Here is a 21568-nt window from a genome sequence, read left to right on the forward strand (position 1 = left end):
CGGCGTCCCCTGACCCGGGCCTTCGGCCTGTATCTGCCAAGGAGAGATCGAATGAGCGGCCGATGAACGCCGAGACCGTCGCCGCGGTTCCACCAGCCGTACAGCTGGAGGGCATCACCAAGCGCTTCCCCGGTGTCGTGGCCAACCACGACGTCAGCCTCACCGTCGACGCCGGAACGGTGCACGCGATCGTGGGGGAGAACGGCGCCGGCAAGTCGACGCTGATGAAGATCCTCTACGGCATGCAGAAGCCGGACGAGGGCACGATCAGGGTCAACGGCGAAGAGGTCGCCTTCCGCACCCCCAGCGACGCCATCGCCGTCGGCATCGGCATGGTCCACCAGCACTTCATGCTCGCCGACAACTTCACGGTGCTGGAGAACATCGTGCTGGGGGCCGAGCCCGGCACGGCCGGCGTGCTCGACAAGGCCGGCGCCCGCCGCCGCATCAACGAGCTGGCCGAGCGCCACGGGCTGCGGGTGGACCCCGACCGGCTCGTGGAGGACCTGGGCGTCGGCGACCGCCAGCGGGTGGAGATCCTCAAGGTCCTCTACCGCGGCGCGCGGATCCTCATCCTGGACGAGCCGACCGCGGTGCTCGTGCCGCAGGAGGTCGACGAGCTCTTCGACAACCTGCGCGAGCTCAAGGCCGGCGGCCTCACCGTCATCTTCATCTCGCACAAGCTCGACGAGGTGCTCAGCATCGCCGACGCGATCACCGTGATCCGGCGCGGCACCACGGTCGCCGGCGTCGACCCCGCGGGCACCACCGCCCGCCAGCTCGCCGAGCTCATGGTCGGCAGCGAGCTGCCCACCCCGGAGACCCGCGAGTCCACGGTGACCGACACCGTCATGCTCAAGGTGTCCGGCCTGACCCTGGAGGCGCAGGGCGGGCGGCGCCTGCTGGACGAGGTGTCGTTCGAGATCCGCAAGGGCGAGATCGTCGGCATCGCGGGCGTCGAGGGCAACGGCCAGTCCGAGCTGATCGAGGCCATCATGGGCATCCGCCAGGCGCGCGGCGGGCTCACGCTCGGCGCCGAGGACATCTCCGCCTGGCCCACGCTGCGCCGCCGCGAGGCGGGCATCGGCTACATCCCCGAGGACCGCCACCGCCAGGGCCTGCTGCTGGAGGCGTCCCTCTGGGAGAACCGCGTGCTCGGCCACCAGACCAGGCCCCCGGCCCGCCGCGGGTTCTGGATCAACCGGCGCGCGTCCAGGGCCGACACCCAGCGCATCGTCGAGGCGTACGACGTCCGCACGCCCGGCGTCGACACGCTGGCCCTGGCCCTGTCGGGCGGCAACCAGCAGAAGCTCATCGTCGGCCGCGAGATGAGCGGCGAGCCGAAGGTGCTCATCGCCGCCCACCCGACCAGAGGCGTCGACGTGGGCGCGCAGGCCGCCATCTGGGAGCACCTGCGCAACGCCCGCGCGGCCGGGCTGGCCGTACTGCTGATCTCGGCGGACCTCGACGAGCTGATCGGCCTGTCCGACACGTTGTACGTGATCTACCGAGGGCGGCTCGCCGCCCGGCTCGACCCGTCCGGCGTCACGCCAGAGCGGCTGGGCGGATACATGACCGGTGCCATCACCGGCACTGAGGAGGCGTGATGCCCGCGGGGCTCTTCAGGGCGCTGCTCACCGTCGCCGGCGCCGTCGCGGCCATCGTGCTGGCCATCGGCATCTCCAGTGTGGCGATCGTCGCCGTGGGCGCCAGCCCGGCGGACGCGTTCGCCGCTTTCCTGAACTTCGGCGCCACCGAGAAGGCCGTGTCGACCAGCATCGCCGACATGCTCAACCGGGCGGTGACGCTGTTCATCGCCGGGCTGGCGGTGGCCATCGGCTTCCGGATGAACCTCTTCAACATCGGCGTCGAGGGCCAGTACCGCATCGCGGCCATCTGCGCCGCCTTCGTCGGCTCGACGTTCGTCGCGCCCGCGCCGATCCAGATCACGGTGATCATCATCGTGGCGGCGGTCGCCGGCGGCCTGTACGCGCTGATCCCGGCCGTGATGAAGGTGACCCGGGGGGTGAACGAGGTCATCTCCACGATCATGCTGAACTACATCGCGATCAACCTGGCCGCGTTCCTCGTCCGCGGCCCGTTCGCCGGCGAGCGGGCGGAGGGCCAGCTCACCACGAGCACACCCGTGCTGCCCGAGTCGGCGTGGTTCCCCAACGTGAACGTGCTGCTGGAGATGTTCGGCCTGCCCGCGCCGCGCGGCGACGGCCTGTGGGGCTTCCTGATCGTGGCGATCCTGCTCGGCGTCGGGATCTGGCTGGTGCTGGAGCGCACCAGGTTCGGCTTCGAGGTCAAGGCCAGCGGCCTCAACGCGCCGGCCGCGCTCGCCTCCGGCGTCGACCCGAAGCGGATGGTCATCTCCGCGATGGTGCTCTCCGGGGCGGTCGCTGGACTGATCGGCCTGCCCGAGATCCTCGGCGACGAGCACGCGTTCGGCTCCAACTTCACCCCGGGCCTCGGCTTCCTCGGCATCGCCGTGGCCCTGCTGGGCCGCAACAAGCCCGCGGGCATCGCGGTGGCCGCGCTGCTGTTCGGCTTCCTCGACCGGGCGCAGGGGCCGCTGCAGTTCGCGGACGTGCCGCCCTCGGTCATCACGATCATGCAGGGCACCATCGTCCTCCTCGTGGTCATCGCCAACGAGATCACCAGCAGGATCGCGCTGCGGCGCGAGGAACGGCGGGCCGCCCAGGCGCTCGGCAGGAACACTCCCGTTGAGGTGGCAGCATGACCAGGACCCGCAAGTACCATCTGGCGCTCGTCGGCGTCGCCGCGGCGATCCTGCTCGTGGCGCTGATCCGCCTGATCACCGGAGCCAACGAGATCACCTCGTCCGGCACGTTCGCGGCCGCGCTCATGCTGGCGGTGCCGATCGGGCTGGCCGGGCTCGGCGGCCTGTGGGCCGAGCGCGCGGGCGTGGTCAACATCGGCCTCGAAGGCATGATGGTGCTCGGCACGTGGTTCGCCGGCTGGGCCGGCTACCAGTGGGGCCCCTACGCGGCGCTCGTCGCCGGGCTGCTCGCGGGCGCGATCGGCGGCCTCATCCACGCCATCGCGACCGTCACCTTCGGCGTCGACCACATCATCAGCGGCGTGGCGATCAACCTGCTCGGTCCCGGCGTCACCCGGTTCCTGTCCGAGGTGCTCTACAAGGAGGGCAGCCCCGCCAACCAGGCGGGCGCGGGCATCACCACCTCGCCCGCGATGTCGTCCGCGGCGCCCGAGCTGAGCCTGCCGTTGCTGTCGGACGGGCCCGACTGGCTGGGCAGCCTGGAGAGCACCAGGTGGTTCCTGATCGGCGACGTGGCGGGCATCCTGCGCGGGCTCACGCACAACGTGAACGTGCTGGTCATCCTGGCCGTGCTGATGCTGCCGCTGACGTTCTTCGTGCTCTGGCACACCTCCTTCGGGCTGCGGCTGCGCTCCGCGGGCGAGAACCCGTGGGCGGCCGAGTCGCTGGGCGTGAACGTCTACCGGATCAAGTACATCGCGGTGGTCATCTCCGGCGCGTTCGCCGGGCTGGGCGGCGTGTTCCTGGTCTTCGTCAGCACGAAGTACGTCGAGGGGCAGACGGCCGGGCGCGGCTTCATCGGCCTCGCCGCGATGATCTTCGGTAACTGGCGGCCCGGCGGGCTCGCGGCCGGCGCCGCGCTCTTCGGGTACGCCGACGGCCTGCAGCTGCGCAGCCAGGGGGCGATCACGTCCTTCCTGCTCCTGGGCGCGATCCTGCTGCTGATCTACCTCGGCGTCAGGGCCCGCCGGGCGGACGGGCTGTCGGCGCTGACCGTCAAGGACTACACGGCGATGGGGGCCGCCGTCGTGGGCGCGGCCGTGCTCTTCTGGCTCTGGCTGACCGTCGACCGGCTGCCGAACGAGTTCGTCTTCATCACGCCGCACGTGCTCACGCTGCTGGTGCTCCTCGTCGCGTCGCAGCGGCTGCGGATGCCCAAGGCCGACGGCGTACGCTACCGACGGGGGGAACAGCATTGAGCATCGACTGGGAGTCACTGCGCGCCGAGGCCGCGGAGGCCATGCACCACGCCTACGCTCCATACTCGAAGTTCCCGGTCGGCGCCGCCGCGCTGGTCGACGACGGGCGCGTGGTGACCGGCTGCAACGTGGAGAACGCGTCCTACGGCGTGGGGCTGTGCGCCGAGTGCGGGCTGGTGTCCGCGCTGCAGGCGTCCGGCGGCGGCCGGCTGGTGGCCTTCACCTGCGTCGACGGCCACGGTGAGCTGCTCATGCCGTGCGGGCGCTGCCGTCAGCTGCTGTGGGAGTTCGGCGGCGCCGACCTGCTGGTCGAGACCGTCGACGGGCCCAAGCGGATGGCCGAGATCCTGCCGTACGCCTTCGGCCCCGACGACCTGTCCCGGATGGCGTGATGGACGCCATCGAGGTCATCGTCGCCAAGCGCGACGGCGGCGAGCTGACGGCCGCCCAGATCGACTGGGTGATCGACGCCTACACCCGGGGCGCGGTCGCCGACGAGCAGATGGCCGCGCTGGCCATGGCGATCCTGCTCAACGGCATGAACCGGCGCGAGATCGCCGGCTGGACCGAGGCGATGATCCGCTCCGGCGAGCGCATGGACTGGTCGGCGCTCGACCGGCCGACCGCCGACAAGCACTCCACCGGCGGCGTCGGCGACAAGATCACGCTGCCGCTGGCGCCGCTGGTCGCCGCCTGCGGGGCCTACGTGCCGCAGCTCTCCGGGCGCGGCCTCGGCCACACCGGGGGCACGCTCGACAAGCTGGAGTCGATCCCCGGCTGGCGGGCCTCGCTGTCCAATGACGAGATGCTCGGCGTGCTCCGCGAGGCGGGCGCGGTGGTCTGCGCCGCCGGGTCCGGGCTCGCGCCCGCGGACAAGAAGCTGTACGCGCTCCGCGACGTCACCGGCACCGTCGAGTCCATCCCGCTCATCGCCTCGTCGATCATGTCCAAGAAGATCGCCGAAGGCACGGGCGCGCTGGTGCTCGACGTGAAGGTCGGCTCCGGGGCGTTCATGAAGACCCCGGAACGCGCCCGCGAGCTGGCCGAGACCATGGTGGCGCTCGGCACCGACGCGGGCGTGCGCACGGTCGCGCTGCTCACCGCCATGGACCGGCCGCTGGGCCGGGCCGTGGGCAACGCCCTGGAGGTCGAGGAGTCGGTCGAGGTCCTCGCGGGCGGCGGGCCTTCCGACGTGGTGGAGCTGACCGTACGGCTCGCGCGGGAGATGCTGGAGGCGGCCGGGATCTCCGGCAAGGACCCCGCCGACGCGCTGGGCGACGGGTCGGCGATGGACGCCTGGCGGCGCATGATCGCGGCCCAGGGCGGCGATCCGGACGCGCCGCTGCCCCGGGCGGGCGAGACGATGACCGTCGAGGCGCCGGCGTCCGGGGTGCTGGCCCGGCTCGACGCCTACGCGGTGGGCCTGGCGGCCTGGCGGCTCGGCGCGGGCCGGGCGCGCAAGGAGGACCCGGTGTCGGCGGGCGCGGGCATCACCCTGCACGCCAAGCCCGGCGATCCGGTGCGCCGGGGGCAGCCGCTGATGACGCTGCACGCCGACGAGGCGGCGCGGTTCGAGCGGGCGCTGGCGGCCCTGGACGGCGGTTACGAGGTGGGCGAGACCGCGGGGGAGCAACTGCCCCTCGTGATCGGCCGCGTCACCGCGTGACGGCCGGGTGATCCGCCGCGTCGCCGTCCAGGGCTCGGGTGGGTTCAGACCGTGATGAACGCGTACAGGGCCAGGTGGTTGGACTTCGTGCTGTTCACCGTGTGGTCGACGGGTGACGGCCGCACGGCGCCCTTGACGAACAGGTGGTCGATCTTCCTGGTGCCCATGGTGGCCTTCGCCCCGTAGCCGGTCATGCCGAAGCCGCCGAGGGTGGTGCGGGCGATGCCGGTGCGGTTCGCGTCGATCCCGATCACGCGGACGGCCGAGGCGTTCATCAGCCTCGTGGCGTCCGCGCCGACCTTGATGCCGGAGTTCGCGATGCCCGGGTCGCCGGGCCCCGCGCAGGCGTTCTTGCCGTTCTGCTCCGGCAGGTGCATGGAGGCGGCGAAGACCGACGTCCCCGTCCCCTTGATCGTGAACCTCGCGGCGATGGCGCTGGTGCGCTTCCACTTGTGCTTGTTGGCGGCGGCGTCGTCGTTGCTCGGCGGCTTGTAGAGCGTGCACCCGGCCCCGCCGGAGTAGGACGTGCCGGGTTTGAGCCAGCCCGCGCTCCAGTATTTGGAGGTCTCGGCCAGGCCCAGCGTCCTGGTGTTGTAGATGATCCCGTTGGTCTGGCGCTTCTTCAGGTCCCCCAGCGACTGCTGGCTGCAGTGGTGGGAGCCGCCCCACTGCTCGGGGTCGTCCCAGGCCACGATCGCCCTGTAGGTGCCCGCCGGATAGCCGAACTTGGCCGAGAGCTGGTCGGCGTAGGCCGTGGCCTGGCCGGTGCCGCGCACCTGCTGCACGATCAGGAGATCGGGAGCCCGCACGCCGGACGTGCCCGTCCTGCCGTTGTCGTCGACCAGCATCGAGGTGAGGTGGTCGGGGCCCGAGATCCGGGTGCAGGAGCCGTCGGCGTTGTTCCTCACCAGGTTCTCGATGTTGTTGGTGTAGACCCGCAAGACCTGGTCCGCGGTCCTGGTCGCTTCGTGCGCCGTCGTGGCCGGGGCCACGGTGAGCGCGGCGGCCACCGCGAGCGTCAATGATCCGTGAATGAGGAGCATCGCCGTAGAGTAGCGACGATTGACAGCCGGAGTCAGGTGCTCAGTGGCGTGGCGGCGTCGTCGAAGATCTCGGCCAGGACGGCGCGCTGGGTGGGGAGCGCCGCCGCGTGACGGGCCCGGCCCTCCTCCGTGATGCGCACGAACACGCCCCGCCGGTCGGAGTCGCACACGCCGCGCGACACGAGCGCGGCCTTCTCCAGGCGGGCCACCACCCGCGAGAGCGCGCTCTGGCTCAGGTGGACCTCGTCGCAGAGCTCCTGGATGCGCAGCTTCCTGTCATGGCTGACCATCCGGTCGAGCACCTCGAACTCGCTGGGCCCCAGCCCGTGCTTGTCGCCCAGCTCGCGCTCCAGCGCGCACATGGCCCTGGCGTGTTTGGAGAGGACGTCATGCCAGGTGTCGACCACGAACCGCTCGTCCATGCGCGGAGGTTACCACGCCGTAAAGATCATGGTTAGATGCACGCGCATCCAGGCGGGAGGGTCGCGAAACCGCCGAACCTATCGTGCCCGGCGGTTCCCGGGCGTCCCCCGATGCCGATCAGGTCGCCGGCGCATCGGACGCGCGGTCGCCGGGCATCCAGTGCACATGACCCCGTTCGTACGGGCCGCCGTCGCGTTCCTCGCGTGTGGCGCGGTCCTGATCTCCTGCGGCACGGCGCCTCCCGCGGACACCCCGGCGGAGAGCGCCGCGTCCCCCGGGCCCGCCACCGAGCCGCACACGGCCACGCCCGTCCCCGGCCCCACCGCCACCGCCCCCGTCCGGGTCGAGCGGAACGACGCCGAACCCGCCCTGGTCACCGGGGTGCGGTTCGGCCGGCATCCCTCGTTCGACCGGGTGGTCGTCGACTTCCAGGGCGGCGTCCCCGGCTACACCGTGCGCTGGGTCCGCGAGTCGCACGAGGAGGGCTCGGGCCGGCCGATCGACCTGAAGGGCGGCCGCGCCCTGCACATCCGGCTCGTGCCCGCCAACGCCCACACCGAGGACGGCACCCCCACCTGGAACGGCACCACCGTGCCCGCGTCCGGGGGCATCACCGGCATCGCCAAGACCGGCGACTTCGAAGGCGTCGTCGGCATCGCCCTGCTGGCGCCCGGCGTCACGGGTTTCAAGGTCACCGAGCTCGCCGCCCCGCCCAGACTGGTGGTCGACGTGGCACACTGACCAGGTGGTGAGAAAGATCGAAGGACCTTCACGCATCCCGGTGCCGGGCGGCAAGCTCATCGACGAGCACGTGGGCCGCGTCAACAGCGGCGACGAGGCGATCTCCATCGCCCACATGGTCGCCCCGCCCGGCTGGGACGAGCCCGCCCAGGCCCCGGCCTTCACCGAATACACGCTCGTGCTGCGCGGCACCGTCCTGGTCGAGCACGCCGGCGGCACCACCGAGGTGTCCGCCGGTCAGACCGTCGTGACCGAGCCCGGCGAGAAGGTCCGCTACCGGGTGGGCGACGAAGGCGCCGAGTACGTCGCGGTGTGCCTGCCCGCCTTCAGCCCTGATTCGGCCAACCGCGACGAGTGACTCGTATCATGGGCGGATGAGCCCCACGATTGACGAGATCCGGCGCGCGCCCAAGGTGTTGCTGCACGACCATCTCGACGGTGGTCTCCGCGCCGAGACCATCGTGGACCTGGCCCGCGACACCGGCTACGACCGGCTGCCCACCACCGACCCGGACAACCTGCGCCAGTGGTTCGAGGAGGCGTCCGACTCCGGCTCGCTGGAGCGCTACCTGGAGACGTTCCAGCACACCGTCGGCGTCATGCAGGCCCCCGAGTCGCTCGCCCGCGTCGCCGCCGAGTGCGCCGAGGACCTGGCCGCCGACGGCGTCGTCTACGCCGAGGTGCGCTTCGCCCCCGAGCAGCACACCACCAACGGGCTGAGCCTCGACGAGGTGGTGCAGGCCGTCCTGGAGGGCTTCCGCCAGGGGTCCGAAGGGCGCGGCATCCGCGTCGGCACGCTCCTCACCGCCATGCGCCACCAGGCCCGCTCGATGGAGATCGCCGAGCTGTCCGTACGCTACCGCGACGTCGGCGTCGTCGGCTTCGACATCGCCGGCGCCGAGGCGGGCTACCCTCCCACCCGCCACCTCGACGCGTTCGAGTACCTCCAGCGGGAGAACGCCCACTTCACCATCCACGCCGGCGAGGCCTTCGGCCTGCCGTCCATCTGGCAGGCCATCCAGTGGTGCGGCGCCGACCGGCTCGGCCACGGCGTGCGCATCATCGACGACATCTCCGTCTCCGGCGACGGCACCGCCAAGCTCGGCCGGCTGGCCGCGTACGTGCGCGACAAGCGCATCCCGCTGGAGATGTGCCCCACCTCCAACCTGCAGACCGGCGCCGCCGCGTCCATCGCCGACCACCCGATCGGGCTGCTGCGCCGCCTCCACTTCCGGGTCACGGTCAACACCGACAACCGGCTGATGAGCTCCACCACCGTGTCGCAGGAGTTCGCCAAGCTGATCGAGGCGTTCGACTACGGCTGGGACGACCTGCAGTGGTTCACGGTCAACGCGATGAAGTCGGCCTTCCTGCCGTTCGACGAACGCCTCGCGCTGATCAACGGCGTCATCAAGCCCGGATTCGCGCAACTCAAGTGGCAGCCGTGAAACAGGTCTTCCGTTCCAAGACCGCCTTCGTCTTCGGCTGGATCTGGGTGGCGTTCGTCGCGGCCAACGTCATCGACCTGACCCTCCGCTACAGCGGCAAGCCGTCCATGGTCGCGCTCGCCGTGCTGGGCGTGCTCACCGCCGTCGTCTACGTCGTCGCCATCCGCCCGGCCACCGTCCTCACCGAGCCCGGCCTCGTGGGCCGCACCCCGCTGCGGTCCACGTTCGTGCCGTGGGCCTCGGTCGAGGACGTCACCGTGTCCCACTCGATCAACGTCTCCCACTCCGGCTCGCAACTGCTGCGCCTGTGGACCCCGATGACCTCGGCCCGCGAACGCGCCAAGGCCGTGCGCCGCGGCGCCGCCCCGGTCCGTCACGGCCGCTACCAGACCGAGCCCGTGCTCACCAAGGGCGAGCAGGCGGCGGCCGAGGCGATGGCGGGCAAGACCCACGCCGACTGGGTGGGGGAGCAGATCACCTCCCGGGCCGAGCAGGCGAGACTCCGCAAGGACGAGGTGGGGCAGGTCCGCGTGACCTGGGCGTACGACTCGATCGTGGCTTTCGTCGTGGCGGTGGGGTTGATCGTCGCCGCCGTGCTCGTGCCCTGAGTGCCCTTCCCGGGGGCGCGTTGTGGTGGGTGGTTCCCGCGTTCAACGGCATCCTTCTCGTGGTGTGCTGTGGCGGGCGGGCCCCGGCGTACAACGGCATCGTCCTCGCGGTCGGACGCGCTTCGCGCGACGCGGCTCGGGCTGTGCTGTGCGGGGGCAGGCCCCCGCACCCCCGGGCGAGGGAGCTACCGCCCCCTCGCGCACCCCGGTCCCTGCCCGATTGCCCAGGAACCCAGCTGATTCGAACTCCGGGTCAACTCCCGTCAGGAGCCCTCGGCTGCCACCACGGAAGGTCTTTGCGACCTGCCAACAGCCCGGGAGACACGGCCTGGCGGGTGAGCAGCGCAGCCGGCTTTCGGGCAGCTTTCCGCGGCGCCCGGTGTGCCAAGGTGGAGGGGTGACAACGGTCTCCCAGTTCCGCAAGGCTGCGCTTTCCAACTCTGACGTGGTCGAAAGTGCTGTCGACGGCGCGCCGGTGTTCGCCGTGGACGGCAAGGAGTTCGCCTTGCTGGATGCGGATGCCCGCGTGTGCCTTCGGTTGCCGGGAGCCGAGGCTGAGGACATGGTGTCCCAGCACGCGACGGCCGAGCGGACGGGTGACTTCGTGCGCCTGCCTGTCAAAGACATCAACGGACAGGCTCTCAACTACTGGGTGCGGCGTGCCTGGCTCGCGTGCGCGCCGCCGGAGGTCGCGGCCCGTGCGTCCACTGCCGACAAGGCCGGCGCGGGCGAGGTCGGTGACCTGCCCAAGGCGATCGGGCGGCCGGCCACCCGGGCGCTGGCGAACGTCGGCATCACCACGCTCGACCAGGTCGCCGGGCTTTCGGACTCGGAACTCAACGCGCTGCACGGGGTCGGGCCGAAGGCCGTGCGGATTCTCCGGGAGACGCTTGAGTCCCGCTGATGGCCACGTGGCTTGCCGCCTCGCGAGACGCTCGATCTTCGGCACAGCCCAGACGGGGAGCCAGGTGACCTGGCGCCACCACCGATTTAGCCGACAACCGTACCGTTCGAACCTCGCGGCGTACTCGCGCGTCTGAAGGTCATGCGCTTCGTCGCCTTTCCCGCCCTCTTCGTGCTGGCCGCCTGCGGCACGGGGGTGGCGGCCGACAATCCGGTCACGTACGCGGCCGACGCCGTCTCCGTCCTGGAGAGCCCCGAGCACGGGCCGCAGCTGTGCGCTGAGATGGCCACGTCGCTGCCACCCCAGTGCGGCGGGCCGGACATCGTCGGCTGGGACTGGTCCAAGGTGCGGCACGAGAGCGTCCGGGGTACGAAGTGGGGCTGGTATCGGGTGGTCGGCACCTGGGACGGCTCCCGGCTGACCCTGACCGAACCACCAGGGGCGGCGGTCGAGCGCGCATCGGAGGAGCACAGCCTGGACAGCCCGTGCCCCGTCCCGGAGGGTGGCTGGCGGCCGGCCGATCCCGCCAAGGCCACCCGGGAAGCGCTCCAGGTGACTAAGCAGCGGCTGGATAACGAGGAAGCCGTGGGCGGGGTGTGGCTCGACCAGAGCTATCTGGACTCGATCCCCGGCTACGACGGCAGTAAGCGGGAGTGGTCGGAGAAGTACGCCAACGACCCGGCCAAGCTGGTGCTGAACGTGAAGTTCACGGGCGACCTGACCGGCCGGGAGGCGTGGGTCCGGGAGAGCTGGGGCGGCGCACTCTGCGTCAGCCAGGCCCAGCGCAGCGAGGAAACGCTCCGGCAGATCCAGGAGTTCATCGGCGACGATCTTGGTCAGCGCTTCACCTCGACCTCCGTCGACATCATGAAGGAGCAGGTGGTCGTGGGCGTCTGGGTGGCCGACGAGGAACTGCAGCAACGGCTGGACGACAAGTACGGCGAGGGCGTCGTGCATCTCCAGGCGGCGCTGAAGCCGGTGCGATAGCCAGTTTCAGGAGCTGTGGCGGTGTCCAGGAGGGCGCCGGTGCCTTCGTGTTCCCTACGGAAAGTGATGCCGTGCGCGCACTGGATAACCACAATCGCCATCGGTGCCCTCGAAAGTGCGGCTAATGTTGCGGCCCTGAACGAGTTCAACCGGCGGGCCCTTGTGCGCCCACCGAGTCGGTGAGAGAAGATGACTGCGAGCAAAAGAGGAGGTGCGCGGCATGGACGACATCAGGACTCGGACCGGTCTGCTCAACCAGAGCGACGCCGCCCGCTTCCTCGGCATCCCCCAGCAGACGTTCAACCACTGGGCGCGCGGCTACGAAAGAGGCCGTCCCCTGCTGCACGTTCTTCCGCAGCCGATCGAGCATCGCATGGCCACCGTTCCCTTCGTGGCCATGGCAGAGGCATACGTCCTGGATGCGCTGCGGGCCGCAGGAGTGAAGCCACGCAAGATCCGTCCTGCGCTGGAGCGGCTCCAGCGAGAGTTCGGGCAGTACGTTCTCGTCGCCCCGGAGCTGGCCACGGACGGCATCGACGTTCTCTGGGACTTTTCGAAGACTTCGCCGGAAGGGGAAGGGCTGATCGAGGGCACCACGGGGCAGCGGGTGATCCGCGAGATCGTGACCGACTATCTGCAGTACATCGTGCGAGCGGAAGACGGCTACCCTGCGATGCTCCGTCTGCGGCACTGGGCGCCTTCGAAGATCGTCGTCGATCCGCTGAGATCTTTCGGGCAACCTATTTTCGAGGAGTCTCGTACCCGAGTGTCGGATGTCGCCGCGATGGTCAGGGCCGGGGAGGACTTCGAGGTGATAGCCGATGAGCTCGGAGTCACCGTTGAGGACGTCCGAACCGCCGCCCGCATCTTCGTGGGCCACGCCGCCTGAGTTCTACCTCGACGAGAACAGTGTCAGCCGAACCATCCGCAGGCTGCTCACCGGACTCGGCTATCGCGTTCACAGTCCTGCGGAGTTGTACGGGTCGAGGGATCAGGCGCTGGGGGCCGATGATGATGACTGGCTGCCGAAGGTAGGTCAGCGAGGCTGGACTGTGCTCGCGACGGATTTCCGGATATTCGAGCGTCCGCACGAGTACGAGGCGTATCTCAAGGCCGGTGTGTCGGTCTTCTTGATGCCGGCGGAGTCGAAAATCGATGAGCGCGTCGAGCTGATAGCAGCGTGTTTGCCGTCGATGTGCAGCGCTGCCAGTCAGAGAGGGGCCGGTGTATGGCGACTCACCACGCGCGGCGCGGAGCCGTACACCGCGCCGGCAGCTCGTAAGAAGCGAGGTAGGAGCCGCGACACGTGAGGCATGGCGAACCATGCTGTTGCGCACGATGGCCCGGGGAGGCGGCCAAGAGAGCCTCTTACGGGCCATGTGCAGCGGGGACGTGGTTCTGTTGAGGTCAGCGGTCGCGGTTGACGAAGCGGTCCATGCCGGCCTTGGCGATGCCGGAGCCTTCGACCTCCTTGGCCGCCTCCGTCTCCGCCGCGAAGGCGCGCTCCACCTCCTCCAGGGACGGGCGCAGGAGGCGGAGGTGGACTCCGGTGGCCGTGCCGGGGAGGGTCCAGCGGTGGACGAGGCCGATGGCGGTGTCCAGGAGGGCGTCGGGGGCGACGATCTCGTCGAGGATGCCGAGCCGCTGCGCCTCCTCCGCGCTGATCCGGGACGAGTCCAGCACCAGCCGGAGCGCCCGCCCGCCGCCGACGAGGCGGCTCAGCAGCAGGCTCGACGCGTTGGAGACCGACAGGCCGATGTGGTTCTCCGGCCAGAAGTACTCGGCGCCGGGGGTGCCGACGCGGGCGTCGAAGCAGAGCGTCCACTCGGCGGCGCCGCCCACGGCCAGGCCGTTGACCGCGGCCACCACGGGCACCCGGGTCTCCAGGACGGCCCTGGTCAGGTCGTGGAACAGTTCGACCTCGTCCAGCAGTGACCGGTCGACGGCCTGGTTGATGTCCTCGCCGGACGAGAACGCCCGCCCGGTGCCCGTCACCACGATGCCCCGGGCCGAGCCGTCGCCGTGGGCGCGTACGGCCGCCGCGAGGTCCCGGCGCATGCCGGCGGTGAGGGCGTTGAGCTTCTCGGGGCGGTTCAGGGTGATGACGGCGACCTCGTCGCGGACCGTGATGTCAATCATGATCTCTCCTCTTCGGCGGCTTCGGCGGCTTCGATGGCGAACGCTCCGGCACGCTGGTCGGGGCGGAGCAGGTGGCGCTTCTCGACGCGGGCGGACGGGGTGAGCCGGAAGCCGTCCACGAACTCCACGAACGCGGGGACCTTGAAGCGGGCCAGGCGTTCCCGCGCGTGCTCGGCCAGGCTCACGGCCGTCTCCCTGGAGGCCGGATGGTCCGGCCTGAGCTGGACGAACGCCTTGGGCAGCTCGCCCCACAGGTCGTCGGGCACGGGCACGACGGCGGTGTTCAGGACGGCGGGGTGCTCGCCGAGCACGCGCTCGACCTCGGCGCAGGAGATGTTCTCGCCGCCCCTGCGCACCATGTCCTTCAGCCGGCCGGAGTGGTGGATGTAGCCGTGCTCGTCCTGGAAGCCCAGGTCGCCGGTGTGGTACCAGCCGCCGCGGAGGGCCTCGGCGGTGGCCTCCGGGTGGTTCCAGTAGCCCTTCATCATCGGCGTGCCGCGGACCAGGATCTCGCCCGTACTCTCGTCGATCTTGACCTCCTTGCCGTCCGGGGGCAGGCCCATGGCGCCGGTGCCCACCGTGTCGGCGGCGTCCACGGCGGCGAGCAGGTCGGGGCCGCTCTCGGTGGACCCGTACAGCTCCCGCCAGGGCGCGCCCCACCGCTCCTCGAACGTGCGGTGCAGGTTCGGGGCGATGCCGGAGCACAGGACCAGGCGCATGCGGTTCTCCCGGTCGAGCGGGTGCGGCGGCTGCTTGTGCAGGAGCAGCGGCATCGTGCCGAGCACGTACGTGAGCGTCGCGCCGTGCTCGCGGACGGCGGGCCAGAAGCCGGAGGCGGAGAAGCGGGGGAGCACCACGTGTGGGATGCCGCCGATCAGGCACATCAGCGTGGTCCACTGCGGGTCCATGTAGGAGTACGCCTGCGCGATGATCATGACGTCGTCGTCGCGGAGCCGTACGTGGTCGGCGACGATGCGGGCGCAGCGGATCCAGTAGTCGTGGGTGAGCAGGCAGGCCTTGGGGAAGCCGGTGGTCCCCGAGGTGTACTGAAAATTCGCGATATCGTCCGCGTCCGGCGAGATGTCGGGCGGGACGGCCGGGCCGGCCAGGGCGTCCAGAGGGTACGCGGGACCGGGGATGTGCGGGACGTGCTCCGGCGTCGTCAGCGTCACCACCGCGCCCGAGTCGCGCAGCACGTGCTCCAGGTCGGCGGCCCGGTAGCGGACGTTGACCGGCACGGTGATCGCCCCCGCCTTGAGCACGGCCAGCCAGCTGAGCGGCCAGCCGGGGACGTTCTCCATCATGATCGCCACCCGGTCGCCCGGGCGGACGCCCTTCGCGGCCAGCGCCCCGGCCAGCCGGTCGGACTCGGCGTCCGCCTCGGCGAAGCTCAGAGACGCCTCGGGGAAACGCAGGAACTCGCGCCCGCCGTACCGCTGCGCGGCGTGGCGGACCAGCTCGGGGATCGTTCGGTACGGTTCAGTCACGGGGCGGCTCCCAGGGCAGTTCGGGCAACAGGGAGAAGTCGGCGATCGGCAGCGGGCGGGCCGGGGCGCGGACGGCCGCCAGCCCGATGGCCACGAACTCCGCGCACACCTGCTCCAGCGTCGAGTCGCCGTCCGGGCGGTACCACTCGCTGGTGCCGGTGCACATGGTCATGAGCGCGAGCCGGGTCAGCTTCTGGTCGGCGACGTGGAAGACGCCCGCGCCGACCCCGTCGGCAACCGCCCCCCGCCAGAGATCCTCGTACGCGTCGCGCAGCGCGATGACCTCGGCCAGGGCTGCGGAGCCGGGGGTGAGGGCGCGCAGCTCGCCGTCCATGACGCGGGTGGTCATCGGGTTCAGCGCGTGGATGGCGGTGAGCGAGCTGATCAGCAGGGCCAAGCGCTCGGCGGCGTCCTTCACCCCGTCGAGCACCTGCTCCGCGGCCTCGATGAGCCCGCGGTGCCCGGATATGAGCAGGTCGGCGAGGAGGGCTTCCTTGCTGGTGACGTGGTGGTAGATGCCGGCGTTCGTCATGCCGACGGTACGGGCGAGGTCGCGGATGGTCGTGGCCGCGTACCCCTGGCGGGCGAACAGCAGCACCGCCGCCGTCCTGATGCGCAGGCCGGCGTCGGCGTGGCGGTCGGTGAGGTAGGTGGAGAGGGGGGTCATGTCGCCTACCGAACGTTCGGTTGATCCGATATTCCGCACGATAAAGGACAAAAGCCGTATTGCCTAGAGTGGCAGCGCGGGTGCCTGCGGTTTGGTCTCACGGATGAGACCAACGAAAAGATTGGTCTCACCAAGTGAAACCGTGAGACCTCGCGCCGAGTTCGGTCTCACGGATGAGACCAAAGTCCAGGCTCAGCGCCACGCCTCGATGAGCTCTTCCGGTGTGACGTGCCGGACCCCGTCCACGGTGCACCCCGCCCGGGAGACCGCGTACAGCGGTGTGTCGGCGTCGGCGCCGGGCATCTTCGACCGGTGCACGATCAGTTCAGTCAGGTCGTGGTGGTCGAACGGCCGGTTCTCCAGCCACTTGATCGACCCGAGCAGGGTGACCCGCTTGGCCACCGGCTCCCGGTCGGCGCCGACCAGATCGATCTCCGGGTCATTGGTCCGCGTCCAGTAACCGCCCACGGCGCCCGTCTCCTCGGGCAGGTCGTCCATGCGCCGCAGCGACTCCCGGACGACGGGCTCCACGGCCATCCCCCGCCAGGCGGTCCATGAGCGTTCGATGCGCTTCAGGGCCAGGTCGCCGCGGCCCCGGTCGATCTCGGTCAGTCCGGGCTCGACGAAGGACAGCCAGAACCGGAGGTGAGTGTCCGCGATGTGGTAGCGGGTCTCTCTGGAGGGCTTCGTGGACAGGGGCAGCTCGGCAGTCACCATGCGCTTGTCCAGCAGGATCTGCATGCCGCGCTTCGCTGAAGTCGCCGGCATGCCGCCTGTGGCCCGCAGGACGGACGAGAACGTGCGCTGCCCCGGCCCGACGGCCTTGAGCAGCATCGTGGCCTGCGCTTCAGGCGGGAACTCCGCTGCCATGGCGCGCACGCCGCTCACCGTGAGCGCCGACATGGGGTCGGGGATGGCGCCGTCGAGGTACTCCCAGAGAGAGGCACCCGTGGGCCACTCGTCGAGGATCATCGGCAGTCCGCCGGTCACGAGATAGGCGTCGATGGCCTCGGCCGGCGGCAGTCGAAGCCGCTCGGCCACGTCCGCCGGAGTCAACGGATGGATCACCATGTCCGACGCCCTCATGTAGAAGGGGCGGTCGTACTGGTTGATCGCCTCCATGACAGAAAGATCGGAGCCGATCAGGATGAGCAGCATCGGCCGCCGGGAGAACTCGCGGTCGAAGAGCCGCTGCAGTCTGCCCTCCAGATGCGGGTCCTGAGCGATCATGTACGGCAGCTCGTCGATGACGACGATGCTTGGCGAGTCCTGGGGCACCGCCTGCGCCAGGAGTCTCAGCGCGCTGTCCCAGGACGTAGGGACCATCTCGCCGAAGAGCGCCGCCCCCGGCAAGTCGGATGTGGCGACGGAGGCACTGAAGCTCGCGAGCTGCTCGCTGATCGGCTCCGTGGCCGCGGTGTAGAAGACGGACGGCACACCGGACCGATGGATGAACTCCTCCGCCAGCCGCGACTTGCCGACCCGGCGGCGACCCCGCATGAGGACGGCGCGCCCCGGCCGATCACCGGTGCCCACCCTGGTGAAGAAACGCCCTAGCGCCGCCAGCTCGCGGCTACGCCCGATGAACACGCTGCACCTCCTGGTAGAACCAAATTTGGACCCACCAAAAGTGGAGGGTCCAAATTTGGTCCTATCCTAGATGCCCGTCAGAGCCGCAGGACGGTGGTCAGGTCGGCTTTCAGGGTTTCCAGGTCCTGGGAGGCGCGGGCGCGGGCGGGCGTGACCTCGTCCGTGACCGGGACGACCACCTCCAGGTAGCACTTGAGCTTGGGCTCGGTGCCGGAGGGCCGGACCACCACGCGGGCGTCGCCCGACAGCAGGAAGCGCAGGCCGTCCGTCGGGGGGAGGCCGCCGTCGCCGCGGCTCAGGTCGTCGATCCGGGTCACCTCGCGGCCGCCGAGCCGGGCCGGCGGGGTGGCGCGGAGGCGGGTCATGGCCTCCGTGATGAGGGCCAGGTCGCTCACCCGGAAGGACAGCTGGGCCGTGGCGTGCAGGCCGTAGCGGCGGGCCTGGTCGTCGAGGAGGTCCAGCAGCGTGCGGCCGGCGCGCTTGGCGCCGGCGGCGATGGCCGCCACGGTGAGGGCGGCGCCGATGCCGTCCTTGTCGTGCACCGGCAGCCCCGCGGCGCCGCCGACGCTGTAGCCGATGGCTTCCTCGTAGCCGAAGACCAGGCCGGGGCCGGCCTTGATGATCCACTTGAAGCCGGTCAGGGTCTCGCCGTAACCGACGCCGTGGGCGCCGGCGATCTTGCCGAGCAGCGTCGAGGACACGATCGTGGTGGCCACCATGCGCTCGCCCGAGGTGTGGGTGATGACGTGCTCGGCGAGCAGGCCGCCCACCTCGTCGCCGGTGAGCATGCGGCAGCCGCCGCCGGGCAGCGGGACGCCCACCGCGCACCGGTCGGCGTCGGGGTCGTTGGCCAGCACCAGGTCGGCGCCGGTCTTGGCGGCCAGGGCGACGGCGAGGTCCATCGCGCCCGGCTCCTCCGGGTTGGGGAAGGCCACGGTCGGGAAGTCGGGGTCGGGCTCGCGCTGCTCCTCCACGGGCAGCGGAGGCTCGAACCCGGCGGCCTCGAAGGCTCGCGCGAGCGTGGCCGCGCCGACGCCGTGCAGCGGCGTGTAGGCGACCCGCAGGTCACGGGCGTCGCCCAGCGGCAGCGCGGTGACGGCCTCGATGTAGGCGTCGACGATGGAATCGTCCAGAAGGGTCCCCGGGCCGCCGAGCGGCAGCTCGGAGACGGACTCCACGGCGTCGATCGCGGCCGAGATCTCGGCGTCGATCGGCGGCACGATCTGCGAGCCGTCGCCCCAGTAGACCTTGTAGCCGTTGTCGCGGGGCGGGTTGTGGCTGGCCGTGACCGTCACGCCCGCGTCGGCGCCCAGACGGCGGACCGCGAAGGCGAGCACCGGGGTCGGCAGCGGGCGCGGCAGCACGGAGGCGCGCAGCCCGGCGCCCTCCAGCACGGCGGCCGTGTCACGGGCGAACACGTCGGACTTGTGGCGGGCGTCGTAACCGATCACCACGTGCCGGCCGGGGCCGAGCACCCGGGCCAGCCCGGCCGCGGCGCGCATGACGGTGACGCGGTTCATCCGGTTGGGCCCGGCGCCCAGCTCACCGCGGAGCCCGGCGGTGCCGAACTCCAGCTTGGCCCCGAACCGGTCGCGCAGCCCCTCGGCGTCGCCGCGCTCCAGCATCGCGGCCAGCTCGGCGCGGGTGTCGGGGTCGGGGTCCTGCGCCAGCCAGGCGCGGGCGCGCTCCTCCACGCTCACGACAGAGGTCAAAGCCGGTCGACCACCTTCGCGAGCAGCACCCCCATGCGGGCGGCGGTGGCGCGCCCGACCTGGAGCACCTCCTCGTGGTCGAGCGGGTCGCCCGCCAGGCCCGCGCCCGGGTTGGTGACCAGCGACACGCCCAGCACGTCCAGCCCGGACTCGCGGGCCGCGATGGCCTCCAGCACGGTGGACATGCCGATCAGGTCGCCGCCGAGCGTGCGCAGCATCCGGATCTCGGCGGGCGTCTCGTAGGTGGGGCCGCGGAAGGCGACGTAGACGCCCTCGGACAGGCTCGGGTCGATCTCCCGTACGAGGTCGCGCAGCCGCTTGGAGTAGACCTCGGTCAGGTCGAGGAACGTGGTGCCGGTGATCGGGTTGGCGCCGGTCAGGTTGATGTGGTCGCTGATCAGCACCGGGTCGCCGACCTGCTGCGTCTCGGGCCGCAGCCCGCCGGCCGCGTTGGTCAGCACGATCGTGCGGATCCCGGCGGCCGCGGCGGTGCGGACGCCGTGGACCACCGAGTCGACGCCGCGCCCCTCGTACAGGTGACTGCGCCCGAGGAAGATCAGCGCGTGGCGGCCGGCGTCGGTGCGGACGACGCGGATGCGGCCGCCGTGGCCCGCCACGGCGGGGGCGGCGAACCCGGGCAGGTCGGTGAACGGGACCTCGGCCACCACCTGCCCGATCGCGTCGGCGGCCGGGACCCAGCCCGACCCCATCACGAGGGCCACGTCGAAGGTGTCGAGACCGGCGGCCGCCTTCAGAGCGGCGGCCGCCTCGCCGGCGAGGGAATAGGGGTCGGTGCTCACGTCAGTAGTCTAGGAGGAGGCGCTCCAGCACCCGCACGCCGAACTGGAGGGCGTCCACCGGCACCCGCTCGTCGACGCCGTGGAACATCGAGGCGAAGTCCATGCCGGCCGGCAGCCGCAGCGGCACGAACCCGAACCCGCGGATGTCGAGGTCGGCGAAGAACGTCTTGTTGTCGGTGCCGCCTGACATGCAGTACGGGATCGCGCGCGCGGCGGGGTCCTCGGCCTTCAGCGCCGCGATCATCGACTCGACCAGGGCGCCGTCGAACGTCGTCTCCAGCGCGATGTCGTGGTGCACGAACTCGCGGCGCACCTTCGGCCCGATCAGCGAGTCGATCGTCTTGAAGAAGTCGTCCTCGAAGCCCGGCAGGAAACGGCCGTCGATGACGGCGCTGGCCTGGCCGGGGATGACGTTGGACTTGTAGCCGGCGTCGAGCTGGGTCGGGTTGGCGGTGTGGCGGAGCGTGGCGCCGACGAACCGCACCAGCGGGCCGAGCCGGTCGAGCAGCACCGACGGGTCGTCCTCGTCGAACGGCAGCGCGTACGCGTCGGCGATCTCGGCGAGGAAGCGGCGCACGGTCGGGGTGTAGGCGAGCGGCCAGTCGTGCGAGCCGATCCTGGCCACCGCCTTGGCGACCTCGGTGACGGCGTTGTCGGAGTTGAGCATGGAGCCGTGGCCGGCGGTGCCGTCGGCCACCAGCTTCATCCAGGCCAGCCCCTTCTGGGCCGTCTCGATGAGGTAGAGCCGCAGCGACGGGTCGACCTCCAGCGAGTAGCCGCCGACCTCGCTGATCGCCTCCGTCACGCCCTCGAACAGGCCGGGGTGGTGCTTGGTGAGGTACTTGGCGCCGAAGGTGCCGCCGGCCTCCTCGTCGGCCAGCCAGGCGAACACCAGGTCGCGGCGGGGCCTGCGGCCGTCGCGGGTGAGCTGGCGCAGCACGGCCAGCATCATGGCGTCCATGTCCTTCATGTCGACCGCGCCGCGGCCCCAGATGTAGCCGTCGCGCACCTCGCCGGAGAACGGGTCGACCGTCCAGTCGGCGGCGTTGGCCGGGACCACGTCCAGGTGGCCGTGCACGAGCAGGGCGGGCAGCGACGGGTCCGTGCCCTCGACGCGGGTGATCACGTTGCCCCTGCCGGGCGCGCTCTCCAGGTAGGTGGCCTCGATGCCGACCTCCGCGAGCCTGGCCATGACGACCTCGGCGGCGGCCCGCTCGCCCGGGCCGCTGCCGTCGCCGTAGTTGCTGCTGTCGACCCGGATCAGCTCCACGCACAGGTCGGCGACTTCGAGTTCGGCAGGGGTCATGATCTCTTCTCCAGGGTTGAACGGGCCGGTACGACCTGGATG

Annotated in this window: 22 protein-coding genes; 13 read left to right on the forward strand and 9 right to left on the reverse strand. The window is 70.9% G+C overall.

Annotated features, from left to right (window positions below):
- The first annotated feature begins 62 nt into the window (after positions 1–62).
- The 5 genes from ACZ6YG_RS28385 to ACZ6YG_RS28405 are packed head-to-tail and all read left to right on the forward strand — an operon-like array spanning position 63 to position 5671.
- Positions 63–1607 carry an ABC transporter ATP-binding protein gene (locus tag ACZ6YG_RS28385; protein WP_148036935.1) on the forward strand — a complete coding sequence of 515 codons (1545 nt, stop codon included), beginning with the start codon at positions 63–65 and terminating at the stop codon, positions 1605–1607.
- Entirely contained in the window at positions 1607–2746 is a 1140-nt protein-coding gene (locus tag ACZ6YG_RS28390) for an ABC transporter permease (protein WP_466019663.1), read from the forward strand. Before ACZ6YG_RS28385 ends, ACZ6YG_RS28390 begins: the two co-directional genes overlap by 1 nt.
- On the forward strand, positions 2743–4005 hold the full coding sequence (locus ACZ6YG_RS28395) for an ABC transporter permease (RefSeq protein WP_466019664.1): 1263 nt from the start codon (positions 2743–2745) through the stop codon (positions 4003–4005). Before ACZ6YG_RS28390 ends, ACZ6YG_RS28395 begins: the two co-directional genes overlap by 4 nt.
- The gene (locus ACZ6YG_RS28400; protein WP_148036938.1) at positions 4002–4397 is read left to right on the forward strand and encodes a cytidine deaminase; all 396 of its coding nucleotides are present in this window, start codon (positions 4002–4004) and stop codon (positions 4395–4397) included. Before ACZ6YG_RS28395 ends, ACZ6YG_RS28400 begins: the two co-directional genes overlap by 4 nt.
- The gene (locus ACZ6YG_RS28405) at positions 4397–5671 is read left to right on the forward strand and encodes a thymidine phosphorylase (RefSeq protein WP_466019665.1); all 1275 of its coding nucleotides are present in this window, start codon (positions 4397–4399) and stop codon (positions 5669–5671) included. The genes ACZ6YG_RS28400 and ACZ6YG_RS28405 overlap by 1 nt, the downstream gene beginning before the upstream one ends.
- A 44-nt stretch (positions 5672–5715) precedes the next feature.
- Here the strand turns inward: ACZ6YG_RS28405 and ACZ6YG_RS28410 are convergent, their stop codons facing one another.
- Positions 5716–6714 carry a hypothetical protein gene (locus tag ACZ6YG_RS28410; protein WP_466019666.1) on the reverse strand — a complete coding sequence of 333 codons (999 nt, stop codon included), beginning with the start codon at positions 6712–6714 and terminating at the stop codon, positions 5716–5718.
- 32 nt (positions 6715–6746) lie between these two features.
- Complete coding sequence (locus tag ACZ6YG_RS28415; protein ID WP_148036941.1) at positions 6747–7136, reverse strand: MarR family winged helix-turn-helix transcriptional regulator; 390 nt, start codon at positions 7134–7136, stop codon at positions 6747–6749.
- A gap of 166 nt (positions 7137–7302) precedes the next feature.
- Between ACZ6YG_RS28415 and ACZ6YG_RS28420 the strand changes: the two genes are divergently transcribed.
- The 8 genes from ACZ6YG_RS28420 (at position 7303) to ACZ6YG_RS28455 (ending at position 13135) form a co-directional block, all read left to right on the forward strand.
- Positions 7303–7878 carry an AMIN-like domain-containing (lipo)protein gene (locus tag ACZ6YG_RS28420; protein WP_466019667.1) on the forward strand — a complete coding sequence of 192 codons (576 nt, stop codon included), beginning with the start codon at positions 7303–7305 and terminating at the stop codon, positions 7876–7878.
- A 4-nt stretch (positions 7879–7882) separates the two neighbouring features.
- Positions 7883–8236 carry a cupin domain-containing protein gene (locus ACZ6YG_RS28425; protein WP_148036943.1) on the forward strand — a complete coding sequence of 118 codons (354 nt, stop codon included), beginning with the start codon at positions 7883–7885 and terminating at the stop codon, positions 8234–8236.
- Between the two features lie 16 nt (positions 8237–8252).
- The gene (locus ACZ6YG_RS28430; protein ID WP_466019668.1) at positions 8253–9326 is read left to right on the forward strand and encodes an adenosine deaminase; all 1074 of its coding nucleotides are present in this window, start codon (positions 8253–8255) and stop codon (positions 9324–9326) included.
- Entirely contained in the window at positions 9323–9934 is a 612-nt protein-coding gene (locus ACZ6YG_RS28435) for a hypothetical protein (protein WP_271278907.1), read from the forward strand. Before ACZ6YG_RS28430 ends, ACZ6YG_RS28435 begins: the two co-directional genes overlap by 4 nt.
- A 397-nt stretch (positions 9935–10331) precedes the next feature.
- Positions 10332–10838 carry a hypothetical protein gene (locus tag ACZ6YG_RS28440; RefSeq protein ID WP_397198541.1) on the forward strand — a complete coding sequence of 169 codons (507 nt, stop codon included), beginning with the start codon at positions 10332–10334 and terminating at the stop codon, positions 10836–10838.
- Positions 10839–10979: 141 nt separating this feature from the next.
- Positions 10980–11825: a hypothetical protein gene (locus ACZ6YG_RS28445; protein WP_397198540.1), complete on the forward strand. Its 846-nt coding sequence runs from the start codon at positions 10980–10982 to the stop codon at positions 11823–11825.
- Between the two features lie 220 nt (positions 11826–12045).
- A complete protein-coding gene (locus ACZ6YG_RS28450; RefSeq protein WP_148036948.1) occupies positions 12046–12714 on the forward strand; it encodes a DUF433 domain-containing protein in 669 nt (222 codons plus the stop codon).
- Positions 12647–13135, forward strand: coding sequence for a PIN-like domain-containing protein (locus ACZ6YG_RS28455; protein WP_364225424.1), 489 nt, complete (start codon positions 12647–12649; stop codon positions 13133–13135). The genes ACZ6YG_RS28450 and ACZ6YG_RS28455 overlap by 68 nt, the downstream gene beginning before the upstream one ends.
- A 97-nt stretch (positions 13136–13232) precedes the next feature.
- Here the strand turns inward: ACZ6YG_RS28455 and ACZ6YG_RS28460 are convergent, their stop codons facing one another.
- The 7 genes from ACZ6YG_RS28460 to ACZ6YG_RS28490 form a co-directional block, all read right to left on the reverse strand.
- Positions 13233–13964 carry an enoyl-CoA hydratase/isomerase family protein gene (locus ACZ6YG_RS28460; protein WP_466019669.1) on the reverse strand — a complete coding sequence of 244 codons (732 nt, stop codon included), beginning with the start codon at positions 13962–13964 and terminating at the stop codon, positions 13233–13235.
- Complete coding sequence (locus ACZ6YG_RS28465) at positions 13961–15451, reverse strand: AMP-binding protein (RefSeq protein WP_466019670.1); 1491 nt, start codon at positions 15449–15451, stop codon at positions 13961–13963. The genes ACZ6YG_RS28460 and ACZ6YG_RS28465 overlap by 4 nt, the downstream gene beginning before the upstream one ends.
- Positions 15444–16118, reverse strand: coding sequence for a TetR/AcrR family transcriptional regulator (locus ACZ6YG_RS28470; RefSeq protein WP_148036950.1), 675 nt, complete (start codon positions 16116–16118; stop codon positions 15444–15446). Before ACZ6YG_RS28470 ends, ACZ6YG_RS28465 begins: the two co-directional genes overlap by 8 nt.
- A 192-nt stretch (positions 16119–16310) precedes the next feature.
- Positions 16311–17708: an ATP-binding protein gene (locus tag ACZ6YG_RS28475; protein ID WP_466019671.1), complete on the reverse strand. Its 1398-nt coding sequence runs from the start codon at positions 17706–17708 to the stop codon at positions 16311–16313.
- 77 nt (positions 17709–17785) lie between these two features.
- Positions 17786–19420 carry a phospho-sugar mutase gene (locus ACZ6YG_RS28480; protein WP_466019672.1) on the reverse strand — a complete coding sequence of 545 codons (1635 nt, stop codon included), beginning with the start codon at positions 19418–19420 and terminating at the stop codon, positions 17786–17788.
- Positions 19417–20220, reverse strand: a complete 804-nt coding sequence (locus ACZ6YG_RS28485; RefSeq protein ID WP_397198535.1) for a purine-nucleoside phosphorylase — start codon at positions 20218–20220, stop codon at positions 19417–19419. The genes ACZ6YG_RS28480 and ACZ6YG_RS28485 overlap by 4 nt, the downstream gene beginning before the upstream one ends.
- A 1-nt stretch (position 20221) precedes the next feature.
- Complete coding sequence (locus ACZ6YG_RS28490; RefSeq protein ID WP_397198534.1) at positions 20222–21526, reverse strand: M20/M25/M40 family metallo-hydrolase; 1305 nt, start codon at positions 21524–21526, stop codon at positions 20222–20224.
- Positions 21527–21568: the final 42 nt, after the last annotated feature.

The organism is Nonomuraea sp. NPDC054003, assembly GCF_055585125.1.